Genomic DNA, 21,931 nt, shown 5'->3' with positions numbered 1-21,931 from the left:
CATAACGCCCGGGCATTCGTAAGCTCCGGCGCAGGCAATAAATGGTTCCGCCACACAGAAGCGGGGCCACCAAAGGGAGGACGCCCATGCTGGGACAGATGATGACGCAGCCTTTGCTGATCTCGTCGCTGATCAATCATGCCGACAAATACCATGGTCAGACCGAGATCTATTCGGTTGAAACCGACGGTACGGTGACCGAGACAAACTGGACAGAAGTTGCGAACAACGCGCGAAAACTGGCGTCGGCGCTGACCGCATTGGGGTTAGAGCCACAGGCCCGGATCGGAACCCTGGCCTGGAACAACCGACGGCACCTGGAGATCTATTTTGCCACATCGGGCGCAGGTTTCGTTTGCCATACGGTAAATCCGCGCCTGTTTCCCGAGCAACTGACCTATATCATCAACCACGCGCAGGATCGGGTGCTGTTCTTTGACGCGACCTTCATTCCGCTTGTTGCTGCATTGCACGAGAATCTGACCGAAGTTCAACACTACGTCCTGATGGGGCCGCGGAATGACGACGCGGTCGCCCAGATCCCCGGCATCCAATTCTATGACGACCTGATCGAAACTGGCGATGCGGGCTTTGAATGGCCCAGCTTCGATGAAAACACCGCGTCCAGCCTGTGCTACACCTCAGGCACGACAGGGAACCCCAAGGGAGTGCTGTATTCGCATCGTTCGACCGTGCTGCACAGCTTTGGGTCGAACACCCGCGACGTGATCGGGTTCTCGGCGATGGACGTGGTGATGCCCGTGGTCCCGATGTTCCATGTGAATGCCTGGGGGTCGCCCTATGCCTGCGCGATGTCGGGTTCGCGCATGGTGCTGCCGGGGCCGGATTTGCATGGTGAGGCTTTGGTGAAGCTGATCGACAAATATGGTGTCACCCTGGCCTTGGGAGTGCCGACAATCTGGCAGGGATTGCTGGCCTATGCCGCGCAATCCGGTACTACGCTTGCCAGTCTTGAGCGCACGGTTATCGGCGGGGCCGCGTGCCCGCCGTCGATGATCGAAACCTTCCGCGAAACCTATGGCGTAGACACCGTCCACGCCTGGGGCATGAGCGAGATGAGCCCGCTGGGTACCGCAAACCACCCCTTGGCCAAACATCGAAACCTGCCGCTGGATGAGCAACACAGGCTCAGGGAAAGCCAGGGGCGGCCATGTTACGGCGTCGAGTTGAAGATCGTGGATGACGGTGGCAATGACCTGCCGCATGACGGCGAAACTCAGGGCGATCTTCTGGTGCGCGGGTATTGGGTGCTGGACAGCTATTTCCACATGCAGGATCAGGAGCTGTTGCAGGACGGTTGGTTCGCCACCGGAGATGTGGCCACGCTGGACCCCGACGGGTACATGTCCATCCGCGACCGCTCGAAAGACATCATCAAATCCGGGGGTGAGTGGATCAGTTCGGTTGAGTTGGAAAACATCGCCGTCGCACATCCCAAACTGGCGACGGCCGCCGTGGTAGGTGTACCGCATCCGAAATGGGACGAACGCCCCCTGTTGGTCGCGGTCAAAGCCGAAGGGGAAGAGCCGACCGAAGAAGAGATTCTGGCGTTCTACGACGGCAAGATCGCCAATTGGCAGGTGCCGGACAAGGTGGTGTTTGTCGATGCGTTGCCCTTGAACGCCACGGGGAAGGTTCTGAAACGAAATCTACGTGCGGATTTCGAGGGTGCCTTGACGGGCTGATCTTAAAAACATGGGGATTTGGCTCCGGCGGTAGGGATCGAACCTACGACCAATTGATTAACAGTCAACTGCTCTACCGCTGAGCTACGCCGGAACGGTTCGCGCCGTATAGCAACCTGTTTATGCGGCGTCCAGAGAGGTCCTCAAGATTTTTTTGGAAAAATCACCTAGTCGAAAATCTGCGACCTTGCAGCCACGTTCGAGATCATATTCGAAGAAAACGTTGATTAGAGTATTGGAATAACTCAACACCCCAGGAGGCTTTGACCGCTTCCTGTCAGGCCAGCAACCGCCTTGGCGCCAAGACACTCTGCATAGGCCTGAAAAACACTCCAGTTGCGTTCATTGTGGTGGGAGGACTTGCAATATAAATACACTAAAGGCTTGCCATTCGCTTAGCATTCCGGCGTCAGGTGTGAATTGCCAAGAAATACTGGAGAACGACTTGAAAACAGCCGAACTTGAAAAACCTGTTTTGACCATGCCTGAAGAGGCCCAACAAGCCCTTCGCGAACATTACGAGGGGGCTTCTGTCATCCTCGAATACGGGTCGGGCGGCTCAACCGTGGTGGCCGGAGAGATGGAGGCAAAAACTGTTTTTAGTGTCGAAAGCGACCGGAGATGGGCCCGCAAAATGCGACGTTGGTTCCAGGAAAACCCACCTAACTCAGGAACTGAGGTCAGTATTTCGTGGGTAAATATCGGCCAAACCAAAAAATGGGGTTTTCCCGCAAACCGTGATAGGGCGGATCTGTATCCAAGGTACCCTTTGTCAATTTGGCAAAGCGAAGGGTTCAAGCACCCTGATGTAGTTCTGGTCGATGGTCGTTTCCGAGTCGGTTGCGCCTTGGCTACAGCATTCAATATTATACGCCCCGTAACGCTTTTGTTTGACGACTACGGAGATCGTCCGCGAATGCAAGTTGCTGAGGAATTCCTTAATAAACCCGAACTTGTAGGTCGTATGGCGATATTCACAGTAGAACCTCTTCAGGTTCCGGCTGAAAAGTTGATCCATATTATTCGCTTACTATCAATGCCTTAGGTTTTTCAACTCAGGCTTTTTTTCTGAATTTGAATAGGTATTTCCAGTAAGCAGGCTATCGTGAAACGCACATGAGTGTCGCCAGTTGATTAGAGTGAACTCATACTCAAAATGCGTGAATCAGAGAAGGTCGGTTTACGGGTTGTTTCTCCAACAAACCCTGCGCAACACATTAGTGTTCTGCGCAAAAAACCGAGTCACCAATTGGGGATATTGGCTCCGGCGGTAGGGATCGAACCTACGACCAATTGATTAACAGTCAACTGCTCTACCGCTGAGCTACGCCGGAACTGAGGCGCATATAACAACCCGGTTTTTCGCCGTCCAGAGGGGAATGTGACGTTTTCCCAAAAAAGTTCCGCGCCCTCAGGATTGTCTGTGAAAACGGGTCGTGGCGGATAACGCTCCATTCGTGGCGACCATTGATTTTCCAAGCAGATCAATCAGATGCGCGAAAACGTTTCTTTCAGCAGCTGGCAACAGCGCGGCCGGAGTTTCCACATAGATGCGCTTGGCCAGATCACGTGCGGTGCCGGGTTGGTCATCGAGTGCCGACAGAATCTGTGTCTCGCGCGTCAGGCGGTGATTGATCAGCCAGTCCAGCCGAGCGGCGGGGTCGGGAATCGGGGCGCCGTGACCGGAGTGAAACACCGACCATTCGCGCGAGCGCAGGCGATGGCAGGCGGCCATGAAATCTGTCAGGTCTCCGTCCGGGGGTGAGACCAGTGAGCTGGACCAACCCATGACGTGATCGCCGGTGAAACAGACGTTGCCCCAGCCCAAAGCGATGTGGTTGCCCAGGTGCCCGGGGGTGTTAATTACCTCAAGCTGCCAGCCATCGCCGGTGATCTGCGCGCCGTCGGGCAGCTCGACATCCGGGCGGAAAGCGGTGTCGATACCTTCGCCGCCGCCCGCCAACCCGCCTTGGGCCAATTTGGTCATTACCGCGCTGCGACCGGCCTCGGGGCCTCCAAAGGCCAGAACAGGCGCGCCGGTGCGCTCTGCCAGTGGGCGCGCCAGCGGAGAGTGGTCCAGATGGCTGTGGGTGACGATGATATGACTGATGCGCTGGCGGGGCTGCACGGCATCCAGAATCGCCTCCAGATGCGCATCATTGAGCGGCCCAGGGTCTATCACCGCCAGATCGCCGGTTCCCAATAGATAGGTATTGGTCCCGCGATAGGTCATAGGAGACGGATTCGGGGCCAGAATGCGGCGCAAACCCGGTTGCAGTTCAACGGCTGGGCCGGCGGGTGGGTCGAAATCGTCTGGGGCCTGCATTCTGTGCTCTTTCTCTTGTCGTAACAGCCCGTTAGGTTTAGCGCATGTCCGCGCAATGGCTCAAACCCTATATGCCGCGCAGCCTGTATGCCCGTGCTGCGCTGATACTGGTTCTGCCAGTGGTCGTCCTGCTTTTGGTGGTAGGTGTCGCGTTCCTGCAAAAGCATCTTGAAGATGTCACTGCGCAAATGACCCGGGCGGCCTCGCGCGAGGTGATGCTGGTGGTTGATGAGGTGAATGCAACCGAAACGCAGCAACAAGCGTTGGCGGCTGTCCGACCCGATCTGCAGGCGCTGGATATGAAGGCGCGCTTTCTGGACATCAACGAAGAGCCGACAGTTGGGCGACGCCGCTGGTACGATTTCATCGCACCGCAGGTCGAAGCGGATCTGCGCGCCTTGTTGCCGGACCTTGCTGCGGTTGCTTTGCCCAGCGGGCAAGAGGCGCGCGTCTATATGCAAACCGACCTTGGCCAGTTGCAGTTGACCTTTGATCGCCGCCGCCTTTCCCCGGTGGCACCACATCAGTTGATCGTTACGATGCTGTTTTTTGCGATCATCATGACCTCAATTTCGTTCCTCTACATGCGCAATCAATTGCGTCCGATCACCCGTCTGGCCGAGGCCGCGCAGGCCTTTGGCCGGGGTCGGGTGGTGCCTTATTCACCGGGCGGCGCCATCGAAGTGCGCGCAGCGGGCAGTGCCTTTCTGGATATGCGCGCCCGTATCGAACGCCAGATGGAGCAACGCACCATGATGCTGTCAGGGGTGAGTCACGATCTCAGAACCCCGCTGACCCGTCTGAAACTGGGCCTGTCGATGCTGCCCGAGGATGAGGCCGCGCCCTTGCAACAGGATGTCGATGAGATGCAGTTGCTGCTGGACGCTTTCCTCGAGTTTTCGCGTGGGGCGGCAGAAGGATCGCCCGAAACCGTCGATCCCGAAGCCCTGTTGCGACAGATCGTCAAAGATGCGGGGCGGGCGGGGTACGCAGCTGATCTGATCTCGGTCGACGGGGAAGGAACGGCCATGTTGCGCCCTACCGCCATTCGGCGCGCGGTTGAGAACCTGATCGGGAACGCTGTGCGATACGGCAAGCGTGCCGATGTCAGCCTGTCGATTTCTCCGAAGTCCATACGTATTCGGGTCGAGGATGACGGGCCGGGCATTCCTCCAAGCCAGCGATCCGAGGCGGTGAAACCCTTTTCGCGCCTTGATCCGGCGCGCAATCAGAATCAGGGTACCGGTGTCGGGCTGGGCCTTGCCATCGTGTCGGATATCGCGCGCGCCCATGGCGGCGTGCTGCGCCTGAGCAAAAGCGAACGGCTGGGTGGCCTCTGTGCGGATATCATCATCGGACGTTGACGGCATGGCGGTCACCGCAATCCGGCAACCGATTTTTGCATGGCAACGATCAGGGCGTCCCTTGTCCTGGACAGTTCGGACGGGGACTTGCCCGCCGCTTCGGCCTCGACACCCTGTGTCAGAATGCGGGTGACCTCATCGGTCAGATAGATTTGGCCCAAATCATCCCACCAGCCGTTGAAGGTATCCGTGAAATGGTCGCAGAAAGCCTGTAACCCACCTTCTCCCGCCCCGAGGTTGAACAGCATGGTCGGTCCCATGGCCGCCCATCGCAGACCCGGTCCGGCCCAGACGGCCTTGTCCACGTCCTCGACCGAGGCGACGCCAGACACCACGAGGCTGATCGCCTCGCGCCAGATCGCGGCCTGAAGACGGTTGGCGACATGGCCGGGCACCTCTTTGTGCAGACGGATCGTGGTTTTGCCGACCGCCTGATAGAAGCGCTCAGCCGCATCAACTACACCATCGGCGGTATGCTCGTTGCCCAAAACCTCGACCAGAGGGATTAGATGCGGTGGGTTGAACGGGTGGCCCAGAACGAATCGCGCAGGGTCCTTCCACCCCGGCTGCATCTGGCTGAGTGTCAGCCCCGAGGCAGAGCTGGCGACAATGGCATCGGGGGCCAGAGCGGGTTCAATGTCGGCAAAGGTGGCGTGTTTGATCGGTAGGCGTTCGGGGACGTTTTCCTGCACGAAGGCCGCACCTTCGACCGCTTGGGCCGCGCTGGTGTGAAACGTGATGGCGTCGGGCATGCCTTGGGTAGCCAACCCAAGCTGAGTCATCGTGGGCCAGGCGGTTTCGATATAGGTCCGCACTTTCCGTTCGACGTCCGGGTCCGTGTCATACATCGCTACTGAGCGCCCCGAGGCAAGAAACAGCGATGCCCAACTGGCACCGATGGTGCCGCCACCCAAACAAGCCGTGTGTGGGAACTCCATCAGAACAGTCCCGGGTTGAGGGGAGAGGCGGCCGTCAGGCCCCCGTCCACAGTGAACAATTGGCCGGTGGCAAATCCGGCTTCGTCCGAGGACAGCCAGACCGCCATGCTGGCGATGTCCTCGGGCTTGCCGAAGCGGCGCGTGGCGTGGCGGGCCAAAGCATCCTGTCGCGCGGCCTCGGGATGGGTCGCCTGATCAAAACCAGCATCCAGCATCCCCGTTTCGATCCATCCGGGGCAGATCGCGTTGCAGCGTATCCTGGGGCCGTGGTCCACGGCAATCGAACGGGTCAGCCCATGCACAAACGCCTTGGACGCGTTGTACAGCGCCATCGACGGGTCGGCGACCTGACCTGAAATTGAGCCGATATTGATGATCGACGCACCTTCGGGCATTCGGGGGATGTAGGCGCGGCACATGTTGAACACGCCCCGGCAATTGGTGCCGATCACCACATCCCAATCGGCGTCCGTGCTGTCGGTGACGGACTTTTCAATCTGAACGCCTGCGTTGTTGACTAGGATATCTGTACCGTCTGTCGTGTTGGCCAGTTCTTCGACAGCGGCTGCGTCGGTGACGTCCAACGGATACCAGATCACGCTGTCCGCCAACCCATCGGGCCTTGGCCCACGTCCGCAGGTCGTGACGGCCGCACCTTCGCGCAGGAAGGCTTCGACAATCCCGCGCCCAATGCCCTGGCGGCCACCGGTCACCAGTGCTCTTTTCCCAACCAGCCGCATCAGTGCGCCACCATCACATGCCGCACGGATGTATAGGCATCCAGCGCATAAACCGACATGTCGCATCCGGTTCCCGAGCCCTTCATCGCGGCCCAAGGCATTTCCGCTGCTGGCATCCCGTGCGTGTTCACCCAGGTCATGCCATAGCGCAGCTGGGCGGTCATTTTCATCGCTGTCGACACATTCTTGGTCCAGACCGACGAGGCCAGACCATAGCGCCCGGCATTGGCGATCCGCAGGGCGTCTTCTGCTTCGGAGAAGCGCGACAGAGTGACGACGGGGCCAAAGACTTCGCTGCACGCGATCTCGGCGTCATTGTCGACATTGGCGACAACGGTCGGCTGGTAGAAAAATCCGGGGCCGTCTGCGGCCTGTCCACCGAACGCTATCTCGCAATTGCAGCGGGCGCGGTCAACGAACCCCGCAACGCGGTCCCTTTGGGCGGCCGATACGATGGGGCCCATTTCGGTGCCGTCGGCCTTGGGGGCGCCGATCCTGATCTGGCTGACCTGATCCGAGACGGCGGCGACAAGCTTGTCGTAAACCCTGTCCTGCACCATCACACGGCAGGGTTGGGCACAGTCCTGACCCGCATTGAAGAACGAGCCATAACGGATCGTTTCCGCCACCGCGTCGATATCGGCATCGTCGAACACGATGACCGGGGCTTTGCCTCCAAGCTCCAGATGCACATGGCGGATCTGGTTCGAGGCCGCCCGCATCGCCGCCATTCCGGTGGCGGGCGAGCCGGTGATCGAAATGCCCTCGATCTGCGGGTCGTTGATCAGCTTGTCCCCGACCGACGACCCCCGGCCATGCACAACATTCAGCACACCTTTGGGCAGCACATCGGCCAGCAGTTCGGCCAGCCGAAACGTTGCCAGAGGGGTAATCTCGGAGGGCTTCATGACGATGGTGCAGCCCGCGGCCAGTGGGGCCGCGATTTTCCACGCGGCCATCATCAGCGGATAGTTCCACGGCGCGATTGAGGCGACAGGACCAATCGGATCCTTGCGGATCATTGAGGTATGGCCCGCCGCATATTCCCCGGCCACCGATCCGGTCATGGTGCGCGCGGCACCGGCCATGAACCGAAACGTGTCGATGGTCAGCGGCATTTCCTCGTCCCGGGCCATCGGCCAGGGCTTGCCGACATCCAGCGTTTCCAGCTCGGCCAGTTCCTCGATGTTCTCTTCAATCACATCAGCAATCGCGTTGAGATACCCGGCCCGTTCAGAGGGAGTGCTCAGGCGATAGGTTTCAAATGCCTCGTGCGCCGCACGTGTTGCAGCCTCAACCTGTTCCGGCGTGGCTTCGGGCACCTGCGCGACGGTTTCTCCGGTCGTCGGATCCAAAACCGGGAAGGGGTCGCCATTGCCGGTGACCATCTCTCCGTTTATCAGCATATTTGTCTGCATGTCTTCCCCCATCGGCCCGGATTTCTCATAGCTTCATCTGCTGAACCTGCGCGCTCAGCCCGCCGTCCAAAACCCATAGCTGGCCGCTGGCGTAACGGGATTCGTCAGAGGCCAACCAGTTGACTAAGTTCGCTATGTCTTCCGGCGTTCCATACGTGCGCATTGGATGCACATCGCGCACGGCTTGCTGCAATTGATCGATGGTTTTGCCACCGCCACCCGAACCGTCGCCGGTAAAAAAGCTCTGCAACATTGGGGTATCGACATAGCCGGGGCAGATGGCGTTCACGCGAATCCCTTCGGGGCCGTGATCGCAGGCCATCGCTTTGGTCAACGCATGAACCGCCCCCTTGGTCGCGCAATAGGCGGCAAGGCCGGGGTCCGCGATAAAGCCGTCATAGCTGCCGAAATTGATGATCGAGGCCGTGCCGCCCTTAGCCGCCTTCCGCATCAACGGCAGCGCGTGTTTCGAAGTCAGAAACGTGCCGGTGACATTGACCGCAAAGGACAGGTTCCATTCTTCTAGTGTTGTTTCCTCGATCGTCTTCTCAATCTCGATCCCTGCTGCGTTGACCAGAATGTCCAATTGGCCCGCGTCCTGTGCGACCTGCTCCATAGCCGCAATAGCATCCGCTTCCAGTGTCACATCAAGTTTGACAAAGATGCTGCCGTCGTCGTCATGCGCGGCCAGAGACCCTTCAGGCTTCAGGTCGGCGGCATAGACCCGTGCCCCTTCGCGCAGAAACCGGGCGACGATAGCGCGGCCGATTCCACCGCGCCCGCCGGTGACCAGAGCGGTTTTGCCTTTCAGCATCATTCCTTGGCCTCCTTCAAAGGCGGGTAGCGATAGCGTGTCGCCGCAACCGTCCAGTCCATGTGGTTGCGTACGTAATCTTGCGAGGCGTCGCGTGGCGGGTTGTAGTCCCAGCTCTCAACCGGGTTGGCTTCCATAGCCGCATGCAGGGCGCGGCGGGATTTTTGTGTGGCAATCACATCCGCCCGCAGCTTCTCGCTATCCCAACGCTGTGAGACGCGCGCCGCAAACTGCGCCACTTGGTCGGCGTAATCCGGGTCTCGCGCCCGGTTCACTTTTTCCAGCGGATCAATGGCCAGATCATAGAGTTGCGGAGGGTCAGGATCGCAATGGATATATTTCAATGACCCGCTGCGGATCATGAATACCGGGTAGGGGGTCATCTCGGCGCAGTACTCGCCAATGGCTTCATCGATTGAGTCAGCCTCTCCGCGCGCCAACGGCATCAGGGAGCGACCGTCCACGGGCTCGCCGAACGCAGCGTCGCTGCCTCCGGCGATTTCCACGAAGGTCGGCAGCATGTCGATCAGAGAACAGGCGTTCGATGCGGTGCCCTGCGCGACACCCGGACCGGCCATGATCAGCGGCACGCGGGCAGAGTGTTCGAAAAAGTTCATCTTGTACCACAGCCCGCGCTCGCCCAGCATGTCGCCGTGGTCGGCAGTGACGATGACGATGGTGTTGTCCAGCTCTCCGATATCGCTCAGCGTCTTCACCATCGCGCCCAGCTTGCTGTCGAAATAGCTGACATTGGCCAGATAGGCGCGACGGGCGCGGCGGATTTCCTCTTCGGTCAGAGGGACATAACTTGCTTCGATCCCGTCCATTACCCGGCGCGAAAACGGGTCCTGTTCTTCGGGCGTCAGGGTGAATTCCGGCAACGGTACGTCGTCGTCTGAATAGAAGTTCCACCATTCCGGTTTGGCCACGTATGGATCATGCGGGTGGATGAAACTGGCGACCAGACAGAATGGCGATTCATCTCCGACGGCCCGGTCGCGCCCGCGATCGATCAACCAGCGGCGGGCGGCAAATTCGACCTCATCATCGTAATCGGTCTGGAAGGTGGCGATGGCCTCACCGCTTTCCTTGACCGTTTGCATGTTGTGATACCACTTGTCGATACGCTCGTCCGGGGCTTCCCAATCCGGAGTCCAGGCAAAATCCGAGGGGTAGATGTCGGTGGTCACCCGGTCCTGAAACCCGTGTTTCTGATCCGGGCCGATGAAATGCATCTTGCCTGACAAGCAGGTGCGATAGCCCAGGGCCTGAAGGTAATGCGCGAAGGTGGGGACCGAGGCGCGGAACTCGCAGGCATTGTCATAGGCCGCGATCCGGCTGATCAATTGTCCCGACATGAAGGCAAAGCGCGACGGTGCACAGAGCGGAGAATTGCAATAGGCGGCGTCGAACCGCATCCCGCGCGCGGCCAGTGCATCCATGTGGGGCGTTTTCACCGTCGGATGACCGTAAGCACCGCAGAAATGCGGTGCCAGTTGGTCGGCCATGACCACAACGATATTCGGTTGTGTCACGGTGCAGCCTGCGCGTAGGCGTCCAGTACCAGCCCGTGAAAGTGATGCACCGCGTGCTCTGATTTTCCCGATCCGTTCGGGTCATGCACAATGCGGCCTTGTGTAAATGCAGGTGTGCTCATGCCGCGCTGTACGCTTTCGACGATGTCGATATCCTCGCGTTGCAGAACCTCGTCGAGGTAGCGGACAGCCTCCAGCTCCATCTCATCGGGTTCCGGGGTTTCAAGAAAAAAGTCGTAGGTTTCCAGTGTACGATCAGGTCCAATCGGGATGATGTTCAGCACGATCATCGACGACCGTCCCGGATAGCGCATCAGGCATGTTGTGGGCCACAACCACCAGACTGCATGGGTACGCACGGTCGCGTTCGAAACGTCATAGGCTGTGTTTGCGCCTTTGCCTGCCTCGGCCATATGGCTGGAGTAGATGCCGTAGGTGGTCACCTTGTAGGTGTCCATGTCGACCAGATCGCAGAAGTCCTTATGCGCGGTCGGACAGTGATAGCATTCAAGGAAGTTATCGACGACGTTCTTCCAGTTCGACTTGATGTCATAGGTCAGTCGGTGGCCGAAGGTCAGGTTCTCGATATCCGGGGCCCAGTGCCGGATTTCGGTTTCCAAATTGCCCGAGACCTCGCGCAACGGCCGCGCGGTGGGGTCGAGGTTGACATAGATGAAGCCCGCAAATTCCTCGACCTGTACCTGATCCAGGCAGATGTCCTTGGTTTTGAAGTTGGTCAGGCTCTCGGTTTCGGGCGCGCGCACCAACTGACCGTCCAGCTTGTAAACCCACGCGTGGTAGGGGCACATTATGCGGGTTGTTTCACCCTCACCAGACAACAGATGATGGGCGCGGTGTTTGCAGACGTTGTAGAAGGCGCGCAGCGTGCCTTCGCGGTCGCGCACCACGGCAACGGGGCGGTTTGCGATTTCAGTCGTCACATAGGACCCCGGCGCGCGCAGCTTTTCGACATGGCAAACCCATTGCCATGTCTTGGCCAGGATTTCGTTCAGGTCCACCTGATGCCAGGCTGGGTCTACATAGGCCTCGGCCTTCAGGGATTGGGTGTTGAACGGGTCGGGGCTGAACCCGTCGGATATCCGGTCGAATTGCTCTTTGGACGGCAGCGCGCTCATTTTTGTGCTCCACGTAACGCGTCCGGGTTTGGCCCGGAGGGTTGGCTTGCTAAAGCTATGTTCCTCCAAACCGCGCAGGTAAGCTTAACTTTTTACGCCATCTAGTTAACTATTTACGCCACACGGTTGGTTCAGGTTTTGGGCTTCCGGTGCATCGGCCAAGCGCGGTATTCGAACGGAATACGACCTTCGGTCCGGTCCTGACTGGGCGATAGACCGAAGCGATCCTTGTAAGAGCGGCTGAAATGGACCTGGCTGGCAAAGCCTGACGCCATAGCGACCTGAGCAATCGGTAACTCGGTCTGGGTCACCAACCCACGCGCCCGGTCCAGCCGGATGTCGCGGTAATACAGGGCCGGTGTCTTCTTGATATAGGTGGCGAACAGCCGGTCGAGTTGGCGATGCGAGACAGCGGATTTTTCGCAAATTTCGGGTATCGGCAGGGGGTCTTCCAGATGCGACTCCATCACCTGAATGGCGGTCTTCAGGGTGGCTGGAACCTGCGCCCCCAGCGGCTCGCTGCCTTCGGGCTGCTGCATGGCGGCTGGGCCTCGGAGGCGGTCATGGAAGATATACCGCGCGGCGGCATTGGCCTGCGCGCTGCCATGGATTCCCTGAACAATCTGCAGCGCGAAATCCACCGAAGCTCCACCACCACAGCAGGTAATCCGGTTGCCATCCAGGGCATAGAGGTTTTCGACCACTTCAATGTCTGGGTAAAGCTCCTGAAAGGCGTCGATATGTTCGTAATGGACCGTCGCGCGTCGCCCGTTCAGTAACCCAGCCTGCGCCAGAACAAAGGCCCCCGTGTCTAACGCGCCCAACGTGGTGCCAGACCGCGCCCATTGGCGCAAAACGCTACCGAGTTTGTCAGTCAGATGCTTTTCAGGGTTCCAACTGGTCGAGATAATGGCAAGGTCGGGTGCGGCAGGGTCGAGATCGCGCAGCGCTTGCGTATCAATCCCAGCCCCATTGCTGGAAACACAAATCCCTCCGGTTTCCGATACGAATTCCCATCTGAAATAAGAGCGACCGTCCAGGTAATTGGCGGCGCGGAACGGATCAATAAATCCCATTGTGGCCGACATATTGAAGCTGGGGGCGACGAAGACAACAAGACGGGTCGCGGGCTGGTTTTTTCCTACCATGTCGATGTGACCTCACAATCAGCCTCGGGGATGCAGAAGAAAACGAATCCGGAAACGAAGCAAGGTGAGAAGTAGGTGTTTGGATGGACTGGCCGAAAGCAACGGATCGACATTGTTCGGAACAAGTCGGCTGGTGAGATGACTATCAGACCAAGTGGCTAAGCTCTTGTAGGTGACGGGCCGGGGTTGAAGTGCCAGAAAATGCAGGCAACGTGTGAACCTTGAAATAACGTAAGGCCAAGTAGGTGCCGGGAAGAAAAAACATATTTTTAACAAATTGCTAGCTATCAAAGGATCAACGTGAGATTTATTGCGGTAGGGGGGAGTAAGATGAGTGTTGCTTTTGCGGTTTTGTTGAAAATAGTCGCGCTTGGTTTAATCGGCGCATCGACGTTCCTCTCCTTCATCGCTGGCGTTCTTCATGAGCAGAAGCGGTCCGATACAAGTCCAGCAACGGCAGGACTGCTGGCATTGCTCGCAGCTTTATCTGCGTACCTCATCCTGATTTTGGTTTGACGTGCCCTAGGTAGGAGCGCGTGCCGCTTGGCTTTAGCTTTCTCCTATCCAGAAGCATGAGGCCGCAACCTGAGGAAAGGTCAGATTCCGTAGCCAAAACTAAAAAGGGGGGCTGTTTGCGCGGAATGGTCTGAGCACCAAGAACTGCCGGTGCCATTTCCACCGCCGGGGCAGCTTGAACCGGAATCGGGCAAAGACAATCGGAACCTCGGAGCATTTATCTTCAACTCCATTGGAAATCACAGCGGGGTTCTGAGAAGATTGTGCGCATTTTTTTTTTAGATCATTGCGGTTTTGGTACGCCCGTAGGGACTGCGAGCAGGTCAAAAAGAAATATAAAAACAAGGGGTTTTGGCGAGCATTAGGTAACTAGAACTTTCGGCATGGGGTAATTGTTTTCACCATTTGAGCCTCGACATGCACTTGCCAAGGCTTGATGCGATGGCTCTCCGCTCCGCTTCCTCTATGTAGAGCTTGGTTTCGTCGTTGCCCAACTCTTGGCCCTGCAACACGTCGATTTCATAGCTGGGTGCACCCAAGTGAGGCAGGATGGACGATGGGCCCTTTCTTACGCCGCGGAGCTAACCTTGCACCTTTGCCTCATCGAACCATCAGCCTGCCTCTCAGGCGTGGCGTCGATGTCGTTGTTGTTGACGATTGCCGCGCCGATCAGGTCGATCAGAACCGCGCGGGAATGATCGGGACCAGTACCAGCGGGATCCCCGGCGAGAAGCTCAACGAGATCGCGTCTTGCTTCCTTGGTAAGGTGCTGGCTCGTTCGTTCTTTCTGGCACCAACGAGCCGCCGTAGCATTGTTCGAACCGCCGCATTCTGAGCAAATTTTGTCGCTGTCATTAACTGTCAGCACGATTGGCTCCTTTGCTAACGAATCTTCACGCGTGGCTGCTGTTACAACTTCGGCTGCCTTATCAGCGGTTTCGAATACTCCGAGATGGACCTGCTTTTGACGTCCTTTGTTGTACTGATAGACATACGTGCGGCACTGTTCGCTCGGAGTCTCGGATACACCAGTCAGTACGTCTTTGCCTCAAATTACAGTTGCGTCTAACAGCCGGTCATCTGAGTTTTCTTTTGTGGTCGCCCAACGCAGGTGTTTCGGGTTCACGCGCAACCTGTTGTGAAAAACTACTGGCTCGTGTGCTGTGATGTGATCGGGCGATAGTGAGTTTCCTGATGTCATGATCAGAACCACTCTATGAGCCGTGGTTCCCTCACCTATGTTTTTGATGTGTCCGTAGCCATTGAGAAAGGTTGCGAACGGCCACTCGACACAATGGTCGACGTCCTGCCGAGCTGCCCATTCACAGAACTCAATCCTGCTGATGGGCAGTAGCTGTCCGAGGCTGTTATCGGGAGGTTTCATTCGTTCGTCTCCTTCAGTGTCACAGGGGGAAAGACTCATGGAAGAAACACCCATGCAGGACAAATTTAAAATGTTTTTCCTTGAAGAGGTGTTGAGAAGAAAAGAAATAGGCAACTTTCGATGTCATTGGGACACCGAGGTTGGCAGAAATTCCGATTCATCCTCGGAAAAGTCGGCCAAATTTGCCAGAGAATAACTTGCAAGAATGAGTGACGCGGTCGGGAAGGTTGCCAGAGTCGCTCCCCTTGAAACGGGTGCATTTAGCGACTGGCCGTCACGCCGCCATTCGCTGCGTTTGCAGCATCTACCATCATCGATTGCAGCTTTGCACAAAGCAGGCTTTGCAAACTTCGGTCCGCGGAACGTTTTCGACTATAATTTAGCCGTCAGTATGCCGCGCTTGAACTCGTATTTTCGGTAAATTTCTGCAAATGTCTTTATCCTATTCGTGACCCCAGTTTTGACCTGGGGTCACAGTTGGATACACGAAAATTATTCGGCTGGCATCGTCGATGTTTCTGGATCAATAGTTGATGCGACGCCGGCGGCTTCGCGGCGCCCATCGTTCCAGATCGCTTTGATCAACGCGATGCACATTAGCGCCATGACAATTGAGAATGGCAGCGCCCCGATGACCATCGCAGTTTGGATTGCTCCTGTTCCGCCTGAGATCAGCAAGCCACCAACCACCAATGCCAGAGCAGCACCCCAGAACATGATATGCGGACGAGCCTTGGGACCTTCGTCACCAGCCGCATTGATCGTATTCACGATTAGCACAGCCGAGTCAGCCGAGGTGACAAGGAACGTCATCAACAGGATCACGATCACTACCGCCATTGCCCATGCAAGGAACTCCGCTATCGGCGCGAGCATGTACGTGGTCATGGCAAAGATCTTGTCACCATTGGCTGCATCAAGGATCACACCATTCGCGTTTCCGTTCAGCTCAAGGTCGATGGCGGTGCCTCCAGCCCATGCGAACCAGACAAAGCACATCAGCGAGGGCACGATCATTGCGCCCAGAACAAACTCACGGATGGAACGACCGCGCGAGATACGCGCCAGGAACAGCCCCACGAACGGAGCAAACGCAATCCACCACGCCCAGTAAAACACTGGCCACCAGCCCTGCCATTGTGCCAGCAGGAAAGATTCGGACCCTTCGACGCCATCTGATGCATAGACGTTGAAGCTGAGCCAGGGCAAAGCAATCAGGTAATCCCAGATGCCGACAAAAAAGGCCTTGGCACCAAAGAATGTCGCCCCGAACAGGATGAAGAAACTCAAAAGGAAGATCGACAATGCCATGTTGATGTTCGAAAGCCACTTGATGCCCTTACCCACACCGGACAAAGCCGACATCGTCGAAGCCCCCATAATGACCAGTAGGGCGACTACGATGCCTAGAGTTGTGGCTGAACCGTCCGTATTTGCCAGACCGCCAATGCCGATACGTGTCAGACCCGCCACAAATTGCTCGACACCGAAGCCAAGTGTCTGCGCCACACCGAGGATCGTGGCAACAACGGCAACGATATCGATCAGGTGCCCAAGATTTCCCGAAAGTGCCTTGCCAAAAAGCGGTGTCAGGGATGAGCGGATCGTCAGCGGTAGCCCACGGCGATAGCTGAAGAACGCCAGTGCCAGACCTGCAATCGCGTAGCACGCCCAGGCGCCCAAGCCCCAATGCAAGTAGGACCAGACGTAAGCGGTACGCACGTTGTCTGCATCTAAGGCTGTGGTGACTCCCTGAATAACCGATGGGTTGTTCTTGAAATGCGCGACAGGTTCCGCAACGGCCCAGGTCAACATTCCAACACCGATACCTGCACCGAACATCATCGAAAACCATGAGAAATTTGAGAATTCCGGCTTTTCACCGTCAACACCCAGGTTCAAACGTCCTGCGGCTGGCCAGATGGCCAAACCAATACAGACGATAACAAACCCGGTTACGACCCAGATGTACCATGCAGCAAACTGAGCCAGAATGGCTGCGTTCCAGTCGCCGAGGATCCTGCCTGCCTGGGTTGGCCACACGATGCACCAGACTACCAGCAAACTGATGATGATCTTACTGATCACCGTGACGTTGACGCTGAACCCCCGATAAAAACCGTTATCAGCGGTCTTAATCGGAAGCTCTGAAAGAGGTGGCTTTATTGCCATAATCAACTTCTCCCTGTTTTTATTGTTTTCAGGCCGAGCAGTCTGTCTGTTTTGACCCGACCGCCCATATTCCCGGGAAACCAATGAGACCAACGATGCAAACAAGTTGCTTCGCCAATCTCATTGGGTCCGGGAGTTAAGATTTGCCGAAATTCTCAGCTTCTTAGAGCCAACGTATGCACGTGAATCTCGTTAATCGGATGTCTGTCCGCGCTTATGGCCGCGGCTTTGTTTGGTTATCATTGGCTCCCGTGTTTCTCTCACAGGGCTGCGTTCGCGCCCATTAGCACAGTTTTTGGTATATATTTTCTCTCTTTTGCAGTAGCTGAGTAGTTATGGATGACATTAGCAGAGTTAATACCAATCTAAGTCGCAACCTTGTGGCGCTTTATGCGTTCGAAATGGTTGCGAAACACGGGAACTTTACAAGTGCCGGAGACGCTCTCGGGCTGACCCAGTCCTCGATCTCGCAACGGATAAAAGGTTTGGAGGTTGATCTGGGCGTCGTCCTCTTCAAGAGAGAACACCGTGGCGTTTCACTGACATACGAGGGGTTGCGGCTTTTGAATGTTGTCAGACCCGCAATGACGCAGATGAACTATGCGGTAAATTCTTTGCTTGAACGCAAAACCAAACCCAGGGTTCGAATCTCAGCCGATTTTGCGTTCTCAACTTTCTGGTTGCTACCGCGTCTTGGTTACCTCCGAGAGGAAATTGGGGATGAAATCGAAATTCAGATTTTGGCCTCAACTGTGCCGCCCGGTTTGGATGATACCGATTGCGACATTCATATCCATGTTGCGCCGAAAGACCGGATCAAACCTGATGAAATATTACTCTTGGAAGAAGTCGTCGCCGCTGTTTGCAGCCCTCAGCTATTAGAGAAGATTGGACCAATCCAATATCCCGCGGACTTGCTGGATGTTCAACTTCTGAGCCTTTCAAAACCTGCAACCGCAGCCTGGCAAACCTGGCAAGGGTGGTTTGATAGCTTTGGCATAACTGGCGAAAGGAAGAAAAACTACATCAGTTTCAACAATTACGACATGGTCACTCAGGCTGCTTTGTCAGGCGATGGCGTCGCTTTGGGCTGGATTGGATTGATTGATGATTTGCTCAGCAAAGGCTCTCTGGTGACCGTTACGGACGATTTGGTCACTAGCGACGCTGGTTATGTAATGTCACGGAGCCATACCAGTTCGGGCCGGGGTCCCAGGCTTGTGTTCGATTGGATCGCGGATCAAGTTCTAGCAACATCTATGAAATAGCGCGTTGTCGGGCTGTTCGGTCGTCTCAACCACTAAGTCAGGTCAATTCGAAGAACGACTGCAATATAGCAACGCCTTGAAGCGACATTGAAAGCTCACCTTTTTAGCGCTTTTGGGAATTGCAATATCTGGTCGCGAATGTCCACCAGGAACTGGAGCGCGGGCCAATGTGAATGCGGCAAACCAGCCTCTCCGAAATGACCTGTTGGGGTTCAGAGCGGATATTCGAGAGTTCCAGCAAAGTGGCTTCCGGACGTCCGTCAGATCGTTTTCTACCAATGACTTTCGTTACGAAATTGGCTCACCACTAATTTCATGCAACAGCTTCAGGCGAATTGCCCAAGCGAAATCCGCATATGTGTCGACAACGATAACGAAACTGCCATGCCCACCAATCACAGCGTCTCTGAAATAGGCTTCCAGTTTAAAACTGTCATCGAGGATCGCCAGACCGTTGATCGTGATGCCCTGTTCCACAATAGCGTCGCGCACGTTCCGGGGATGCGGACCCTGGTTAGAGTGTTCATCCGACGTAATGTCGATCACCTTCCGTTTGCTTCGGAACGCGTTACGACCAAAAAGCTTTTCGCCGTAGGCAAGGGCACTGCCCGTAGCTGTGCCAAAGCTGACAACCTGACGCGCTTGGTGTTCAATCGCCTCGGCAAAAGCTTCTGCACTTTCCGCGTCATGAACTCTTCGCCAGGGTACAATATCGAATTGCTGGAATGTTGCGCTCCACTGGACAAACGTAATGGCAATTCCATTCCCGCCAAGATCCTCTATCGCCCGCACCACCTGCGGATCGCGGAAGGCCCGTGCATATCCTCCGATCTGTAGATCGAATTCATCTCCACGAATGCTCGATGATGCGTCGGCCAGCAATACCAGTTCCAGTTCCACATCCGTCTCAGCATTGGCAGACACGACTGTCACGACAGTCGCGAGAAGGAGAAAAAGCAGCCGTCTCAAAACCATACCTCCGGGGATTCAGGCGGAAATAGCAGCATTTCTGGTGATCGAACGTTATCAGATGCGGCTGCCGTTGGCGAAGGTTCTTCGTCCTCTCGCCAACAACACGCTCAAGCCGTCATCAATACCTGGCTCAGGCAAAACATTAAGATCAGGCCACATCACGCGTTGTGCTTGCGCCCACCTGTCCCTGAAGCTCCGTCGGTAACTGGAACGTGAATTGGAGGCTGGACGCCTTCCCGTAAGGCAGATGACAGGCATGTTGCAGTTCCAGCTTTCCGTCTCATCTTCACTCCTCAATGGTTCGGATGAGTCAGAAACCTTCCGTTATTCAAATTCTCTGACCAGTCCCGCAAGTGCTGATCTGAGGCACTCCGGGCGGCTGGAAACTACCATGTTGGTAACGTTGAATTCGCTCGAATGGGCTACGGCAACACTTTCGCACAGGAAACCGTCGACGGTGGCAAGCACGGGTCAGGGGGGCGGCGTTAATCCGGCGATGATTGAGGCCCGCCATATCGCGGACGTCGGGCAACGCTGTATGAAGGACTTTCCCATCATCCGCCATCACGCCAATGGTAAGAAATTCAAGGTGGGTGCGCGCAACGATACTCCTGTCCGCGATCTGGTCGATACGAACCGTATCTACGGGTACGAGATAATCGTAGTTGCCATACGGCTCGGTTGGTGGTCGCAGCGCAGCGCAGCGACACCAGATCAAGGTTCATACCTATACAGAAGTCCCGGAAGCTGAAAGCAACCTTGGTCGACGCGTTGTAAACCATAGTAGAAGCATTTCAGGAGGTCGGAATAGACGCCCGACGGATCAGCGTCGTGAAAGTGAGATAGGCGGCTAGAACGGTTAAACCAGAAGCGACATCCTCCCGGGAAAGCTCTGCGTCGAAACGAGCATGGAAATTCGGTGGAAGCGATCGATACCCAGCCAGGTTACCGCGCCGACAGCGCCCGCGGCAGGACCGGAAGCGAGATCCAAAAATCTTAGAGGATGATCACTCCATATCGGCGTTCGATGAAGCCCTTAACACTGCTGCTGATGTCGTGAGCAGGGAATATCACCGCAGGACATCGGCGAGAGCATCAACAGCAATCAAGGTCCCAATACATGGGGCGCGGCGATCAATATACTGGAGCGGTACATCAAAAAAATGCGGAAGATGGGAAATTGAGATCGAGAACGTAGGAACCGTATTTCTGCCAGAGTAGCTAAAGATTTTCTCTTCTGGTACATTGTTGGGCAATTTTTTGATTTGGTGAATTGTTATGGCGAGTTGTCCGACATGTAGCGGATCCGGTTCGATTTTAGACGGATACAAGTCTTGTATTAGGTGTGGTGGAAACGGGTACGTCGCATCCAATACTTCGGCCAGATGTTCGGCTTGTGGGGGTAGTGGTCAATCGACGCACGAAAACTGGGTTACGTGTTGGAACTGCGCGGGAAGAGGTTTACTCCCTGAAAGTCCGAAGCCAGCACCCCCTCCCAAAAAGAAAGCTCCTGTGACGGCAAAGCCAGAAGCACGCAATCAGGTAAATAGGAGTGAGTACACTCCCGCAAGTATCGTTTTTGGAGCCGGCGTCGGGTTGTTGTCCTTCGCCGTGCTAACTGAAAACTATGATTTTTCTGAGACTTGGTACCCCATAGCGATGGCTGCCGCCATAGGTCTCGTTGCAAATGCTCTATGGCCTTACATGGGGCGAGTACTAGTAGGTGCTGCCGCCGCAGGAATTGCCTTTGTGTTTCTTCCGTCATTCTTCGACTACAGTAGCGATCCGGGAGAGTTGGTGTTTCAATCTGCATTAATAGGAGTTGTTACCAGCTTTTTTTGGCGGGTTATTCTTACATTGGCATTCATTGCGCTAATGGTCCTTTTGTTTTTGTATTTTTCGAACCCTGAGGTTCTCGGCCTATAAGCGCTATAAGTCGTTTCGAAGAGGCGGTTGGCTTCCACTGTCTCAGGTGGAGGTTTACGGAGAGATCGGCCATATACCGGCCTTCTCGGACTGGGTGGCAGATCATCTGTAGATGTCAAAGTAAAGGATCTGCTTGGTAAAGGATCTGCTTGAGGCGCGTCTATCGGACGCGACCGCGCTGGTTGATACCTCTGAAACTCCTGCGGCCAATGACATTGCCCGATTTACCGATGTCGACACGGTCGAAGGTCATTCTGAGGTTGAGGTTCGCTCAGATCTGAACGTAGCTGATGGGACCGAGGCAAACACAATCGACAGCGATCCTACAGGCGTAGCCGGCGCAGATCAGACGGCCAACGCCAAGAGCCTGACACAGGCAGAATATGCTGCCATCGGAACGAAGAACTCCTCGACCACCTACACGGCTACGGACGCCAATGGCAACAAATGGACCCGAGCCGACATTGATCTGGACAACAGCATTGGTGGCGATGAGGGCGATAAAGAACTTGAAGACCGCCCGATCGGTGACTGGCAGTCCGCATAGCGCGACTGGGTAAAATTGCAC

The 21,931-nt window shown here is 56.2% G+C and carries 20 protein-coding genes and 2 tRNA genes; 8 read left to right on the top strand and 14 right to left on the bottom strand.

Features of this window, described 5'->3' with window-relative positions; genetic code table 11:
* The first annotated feature begins 86 nt into the window (after nucleotides 1–86).
* Nucleotides 87–1,706, top strand: coding sequence for a long-chain-fatty-acid--CoA ligase (locus tag ACR1XY_RS01040; RefSeq protein ID WP_480589251.1), 1,620 nt, complete (start codon nucleotides 87–89; stop codon nucleotides 1,704–1,706).
* 19 nt (nucleotides 1,707–1,725) lie between these two features.
* Here the strand turns inward: ACR1XY_RS01040 and ACR1XY_RS01035 are convergent.
* A tRNA-Asn gene (locus ACR1XY_RS01035) sits at nucleotides 1,726–1,800 on the bottom strand.
* Nucleotides 1,801–2,151: 351 nt separating this feature from the next.
* Between ACR1XY_RS01035 and ACR1XY_RS01030 the strand changes: the two genes are divergently transcribed.
* Entirely contained in the window at nucleotides 2,152–2,751 is a 600-nt protein-coding gene (locus tag ACR1XY_RS01030) for a hypothetical protein (protein ID WP_480589249.1), read from the top strand.
* Between the two features lie 214 nt (nucleotides 2,752–2,965).
* Here ACR1XY_RS01030 and ACR1XY_RS01025 read toward each other — a convergent pair.
* Nucleotides 2,966–3,040, bottom strand: a tRNA-Asn gene (locus tag ACR1XY_RS01025).
* A gap of 77 nt (nucleotides 3,041–3,117) precedes the next feature.
* Nucleotides 3,118–4,032, bottom strand: a complete 915-nt coding sequence (locus ACR1XY_RS01020) for an MBL fold metallo-hydrolase (protein WP_480589246.1) — start codon at nucleotides 4,030–4,032, stop codon at nucleotides 3,118–3,120.
* A 44-nt stretch (nucleotides 4,033–4,076) separates the two neighbouring features.
* Here ACR1XY_RS01020 and ACR1XY_RS01015 point away from each other — a divergent pair, with 44 nt between their 5' ends.
* The gene (locus ACR1XY_RS01015; RefSeq protein WP_480589244.1) at nucleotides 4,077–5,396 is read left to right on the top strand and encodes an ATP-binding protein; all 1,320 of its coding nucleotides are present in this window, start codon (nucleotides 4,077–4,079) and stop codon (nucleotides 5,394–5,396) included.
* Between the two features lie 11 nt (nucleotides 5,397–5,407).
* On the opposite strand, the gene ACR1XY_RS01010 is transcribed toward ACR1XY_RS01015, so the two are convergent.
* The 7 genes from ACR1XY_RS01010 to ACR1XY_RS00980 all read right to left on the bottom strand — a co-directional run bounded on the left by ACR1XY_RS01010 (nucleotide 5,408) and on the right by ACR1XY_RS00980 (nucleotide 13,125).
* Nucleotides 5,408–6,334 carry a 3-hydroxyacyl-CoA dehydrogenase NAD-binding domain-containing protein gene (locus ACR1XY_RS01010; protein ID WP_480589242.1) on the bottom strand — a complete coding sequence of 309 codons (927 nt, stop codon included), beginning with the start codon at nucleotides 6,332–6,334 and terminating at the stop codon, nucleotides 5,408–5,410.
* A complete protein-coding gene (locus ACR1XY_RS01005) occupies nucleotides 6,334–7,074 on the bottom strand; it encodes an SDR family NAD(P)-dependent oxidoreductase (RefSeq protein WP_480589240.1) in 741 nt (246 codons plus the stop codon). Before ACR1XY_RS01005 ends, ACR1XY_RS01010 begins: the two co-directional genes overlap by 1 nt.
* Nucleotides 7,074–8,492 carry a gamma-aminobutyraldehyde dehydrogenase gene (locus ACR1XY_RS01000; RefSeq protein ID WP_480589238.1) on the bottom strand — a complete coding sequence of 473 codons (1,419 nt, stop codon included), beginning with the start codon at nucleotides 8,490–8,492 and terminating at the stop codon, nucleotides 7,074–7,076. The genes ACR1XY_RS01005 and ACR1XY_RS01000 overlap by 1 nt, the downstream gene beginning before the upstream one ends.
* A 25-nt stretch (nucleotides 8,493–8,517) precedes the next feature.
* The gene (locus tag ACR1XY_RS00995; RefSeq protein WP_480589236.1) at nucleotides 8,518–9,309 is read right to left on the bottom strand and encodes an SDR family NAD(P)-dependent oxidoreductase; all 792 of its coding nucleotides are present in this window, start codon (nucleotides 9,307–9,309) and stop codon (nucleotides 8,518–8,520) included.
* Nucleotides 9,306–10,841 (bottom strand): choline-sulfatase, encoded by a 1,536-nt coding sequence (betC, locus tag ACR1XY_RS00990; RefSeq protein ID WP_480589234.1) that lies wholly within the window; start codon nucleotides 10,839–10,841, stop codon nucleotides 9,306–9,308. Before betC ends, ACR1XY_RS00995 begins: the two co-directional genes overlap by 4 nt.
* The gene (locus ACR1XY_RS00985) at nucleotides 10,838–11,977 is read right to left on the bottom strand and encodes an aromatic ring-hydroxylating oxygenase subunit alpha (protein ID WP_480589232.1); all 1,140 of its coding nucleotides are present in this window, start codon (nucleotides 11,975–11,977) and stop codon (nucleotides 10,838–10,840) included. The genes betC and ACR1XY_RS00985 overlap by 4 nt, the downstream gene beginning before the upstream one ends.
* Nucleotides 11,978–12,108: 131 nt before the next feature.
* Nucleotides 12,109–13,125 carry a GlxA family transcriptional regulator gene (locus ACR1XY_RS00980; protein WP_480589230.1) on the bottom strand — a complete coding sequence of 339 codons (1,017 nt, stop codon included), beginning with the start codon at nucleotides 13,123–13,125 and terminating at the stop codon, nucleotides 12,109–12,111.
* A 330-nt stretch (nucleotides 13,126–13,455) separates the two neighbouring features.
* On the opposite strand from ACR1XY_RS00980, the gene ACR1XY_RS00975 reads away from it, so the two are divergent.
* The gene (locus ACR1XY_RS00975) at nucleotides 13,456–13,641 is read left to right on the top strand and encodes a hypothetical protein (RefSeq protein WP_480589228.1); all 186 of its coding nucleotides are present in this window, start codon (nucleotides 13,456–13,458) and stop codon (nucleotides 13,639–13,641) included.
* 568 nt (nucleotides 13,642–14,209) lie between these two features.
* On the opposite strand, the gene ACR1XY_RS00970 is transcribed toward ACR1XY_RS00975, so the two are convergent.
* The 3 genes from ACR1XY_RS00970 to ACR1XY_RS00960 all read right to left on the bottom strand — a co-directional run bounded on the left by ACR1XY_RS00970 (nucleotide 14,210) and on the right by ACR1XY_RS00960 (nucleotide 17,197).
* A complete protein-coding gene (locus ACR1XY_RS00970) occupies nucleotides 14,210–14,509 on the bottom strand; it encodes a hypothetical protein (RefSeq protein ID WP_480589226.1) in 300 nt (99 codons plus the stop codon).
* Between the two features lie 180 nt (nucleotides 14,510–14,689).
* A complete protein-coding gene (locus ACR1XY_RS00965; protein WP_480589224.1) occupies nucleotides 14,690–15,025 on the bottom strand; it encodes a hypothetical protein in 336 nt (111 codons plus the stop codon).
* Nucleotides 15,026–15,517: 492 nt separating this feature from the next.
* Complete coding sequence (locus tag ACR1XY_RS00960; protein ID WP_480589222.1) at nucleotides 15,518–17,197, bottom strand: BCCT family transporter; 1,680 nt, start codon at nucleotides 17,195–17,197, stop codon at nucleotides 15,518–15,520.
* Nucleotides 17,198–17,532: 335 nt separating this feature from the next.
* Between ACR1XY_RS00960 and ACR1XY_RS00955 the strand changes: the two genes are divergently transcribed.
* Nucleotides 17,533–18,465 (top strand): LysR family transcriptional regulator, encoded by a 933-nt coding sequence (locus ACR1XY_RS00955; protein WP_480589220.1) that lies wholly within the window; start codon nucleotides 17,533–17,535, stop codon nucleotides 18,463–18,465.
* Between the two features lie 288 nt (nucleotides 18,466–18,753).
* On the opposite strand, the gene ACR1XY_RS00950 is transcribed toward ACR1XY_RS00955, so the two are convergent.
* Complete coding sequence (locus ACR1XY_RS00950; RefSeq protein ID WP_480589218.1) at nucleotides 18,754–19,365, bottom strand: DUF1194 domain-containing protein; 612 nt, start codon at nucleotides 19,363–19,365, stop codon at nucleotides 18,754–18,756.
* A gap of 328 nt (nucleotides 19,366–19,693) precedes the next feature.
* Between ACR1XY_RS00950 and ACR1XY_RS00945 the strand changes: the two genes are divergently transcribed.
* The 3 genes from ACR1XY_RS00945 to ACR1XY_RS00935 all read left to right on the top strand — a co-directional run bounded on the left by ACR1XY_RS00945 (nucleotide 19,694) and on the right by ACR1XY_RS00935 (nucleotide 21,910).
* Complete coding sequence (locus ACR1XY_RS00945; RefSeq protein WP_480589216.1) at nucleotides 19,694–20,188, top strand: hypothetical protein; 495 nt, start codon at nucleotides 19,694–19,696, stop codon at nucleotides 20,186–20,188.
* Nucleotides 20,189–20,949: 761 nt separating this feature from the next.
* Nucleotides 20,950–21,363: a hypothetical protein gene (locus tag ACR1XY_RS00940; protein ID WP_480589214.1), complete on the top strand. Its 414-nt coding sequence runs from the start codon at nucleotides 20,950–20,952 to the stop codon at nucleotides 21,361–21,363.
* Nucleotides 21,364–21,496: 133 nt separating this feature from the next.
* Nucleotides 21,497–21,910 (top strand): phage upper tail fiber protein, encoded by a 414-nt coding sequence (locus tag ACR1XY_RS00935; RefSeq protein ID WP_480589212.1) that lies wholly within the window; start codon nucleotides 21,497–21,499, stop codon nucleotides 21,908–21,910.
* Nucleotides 21,911–21,931: the final 21 nt, after the last annotated feature.

It is taken from the genome of Ruegeria sp. AD11(2025), from assembly GCF_056542405.1.
The sequence above is the reverse complement of the archived record's forward strand: the minus strand, read 5'-3'. Positions and strand labels throughout refer to the sequence as shown.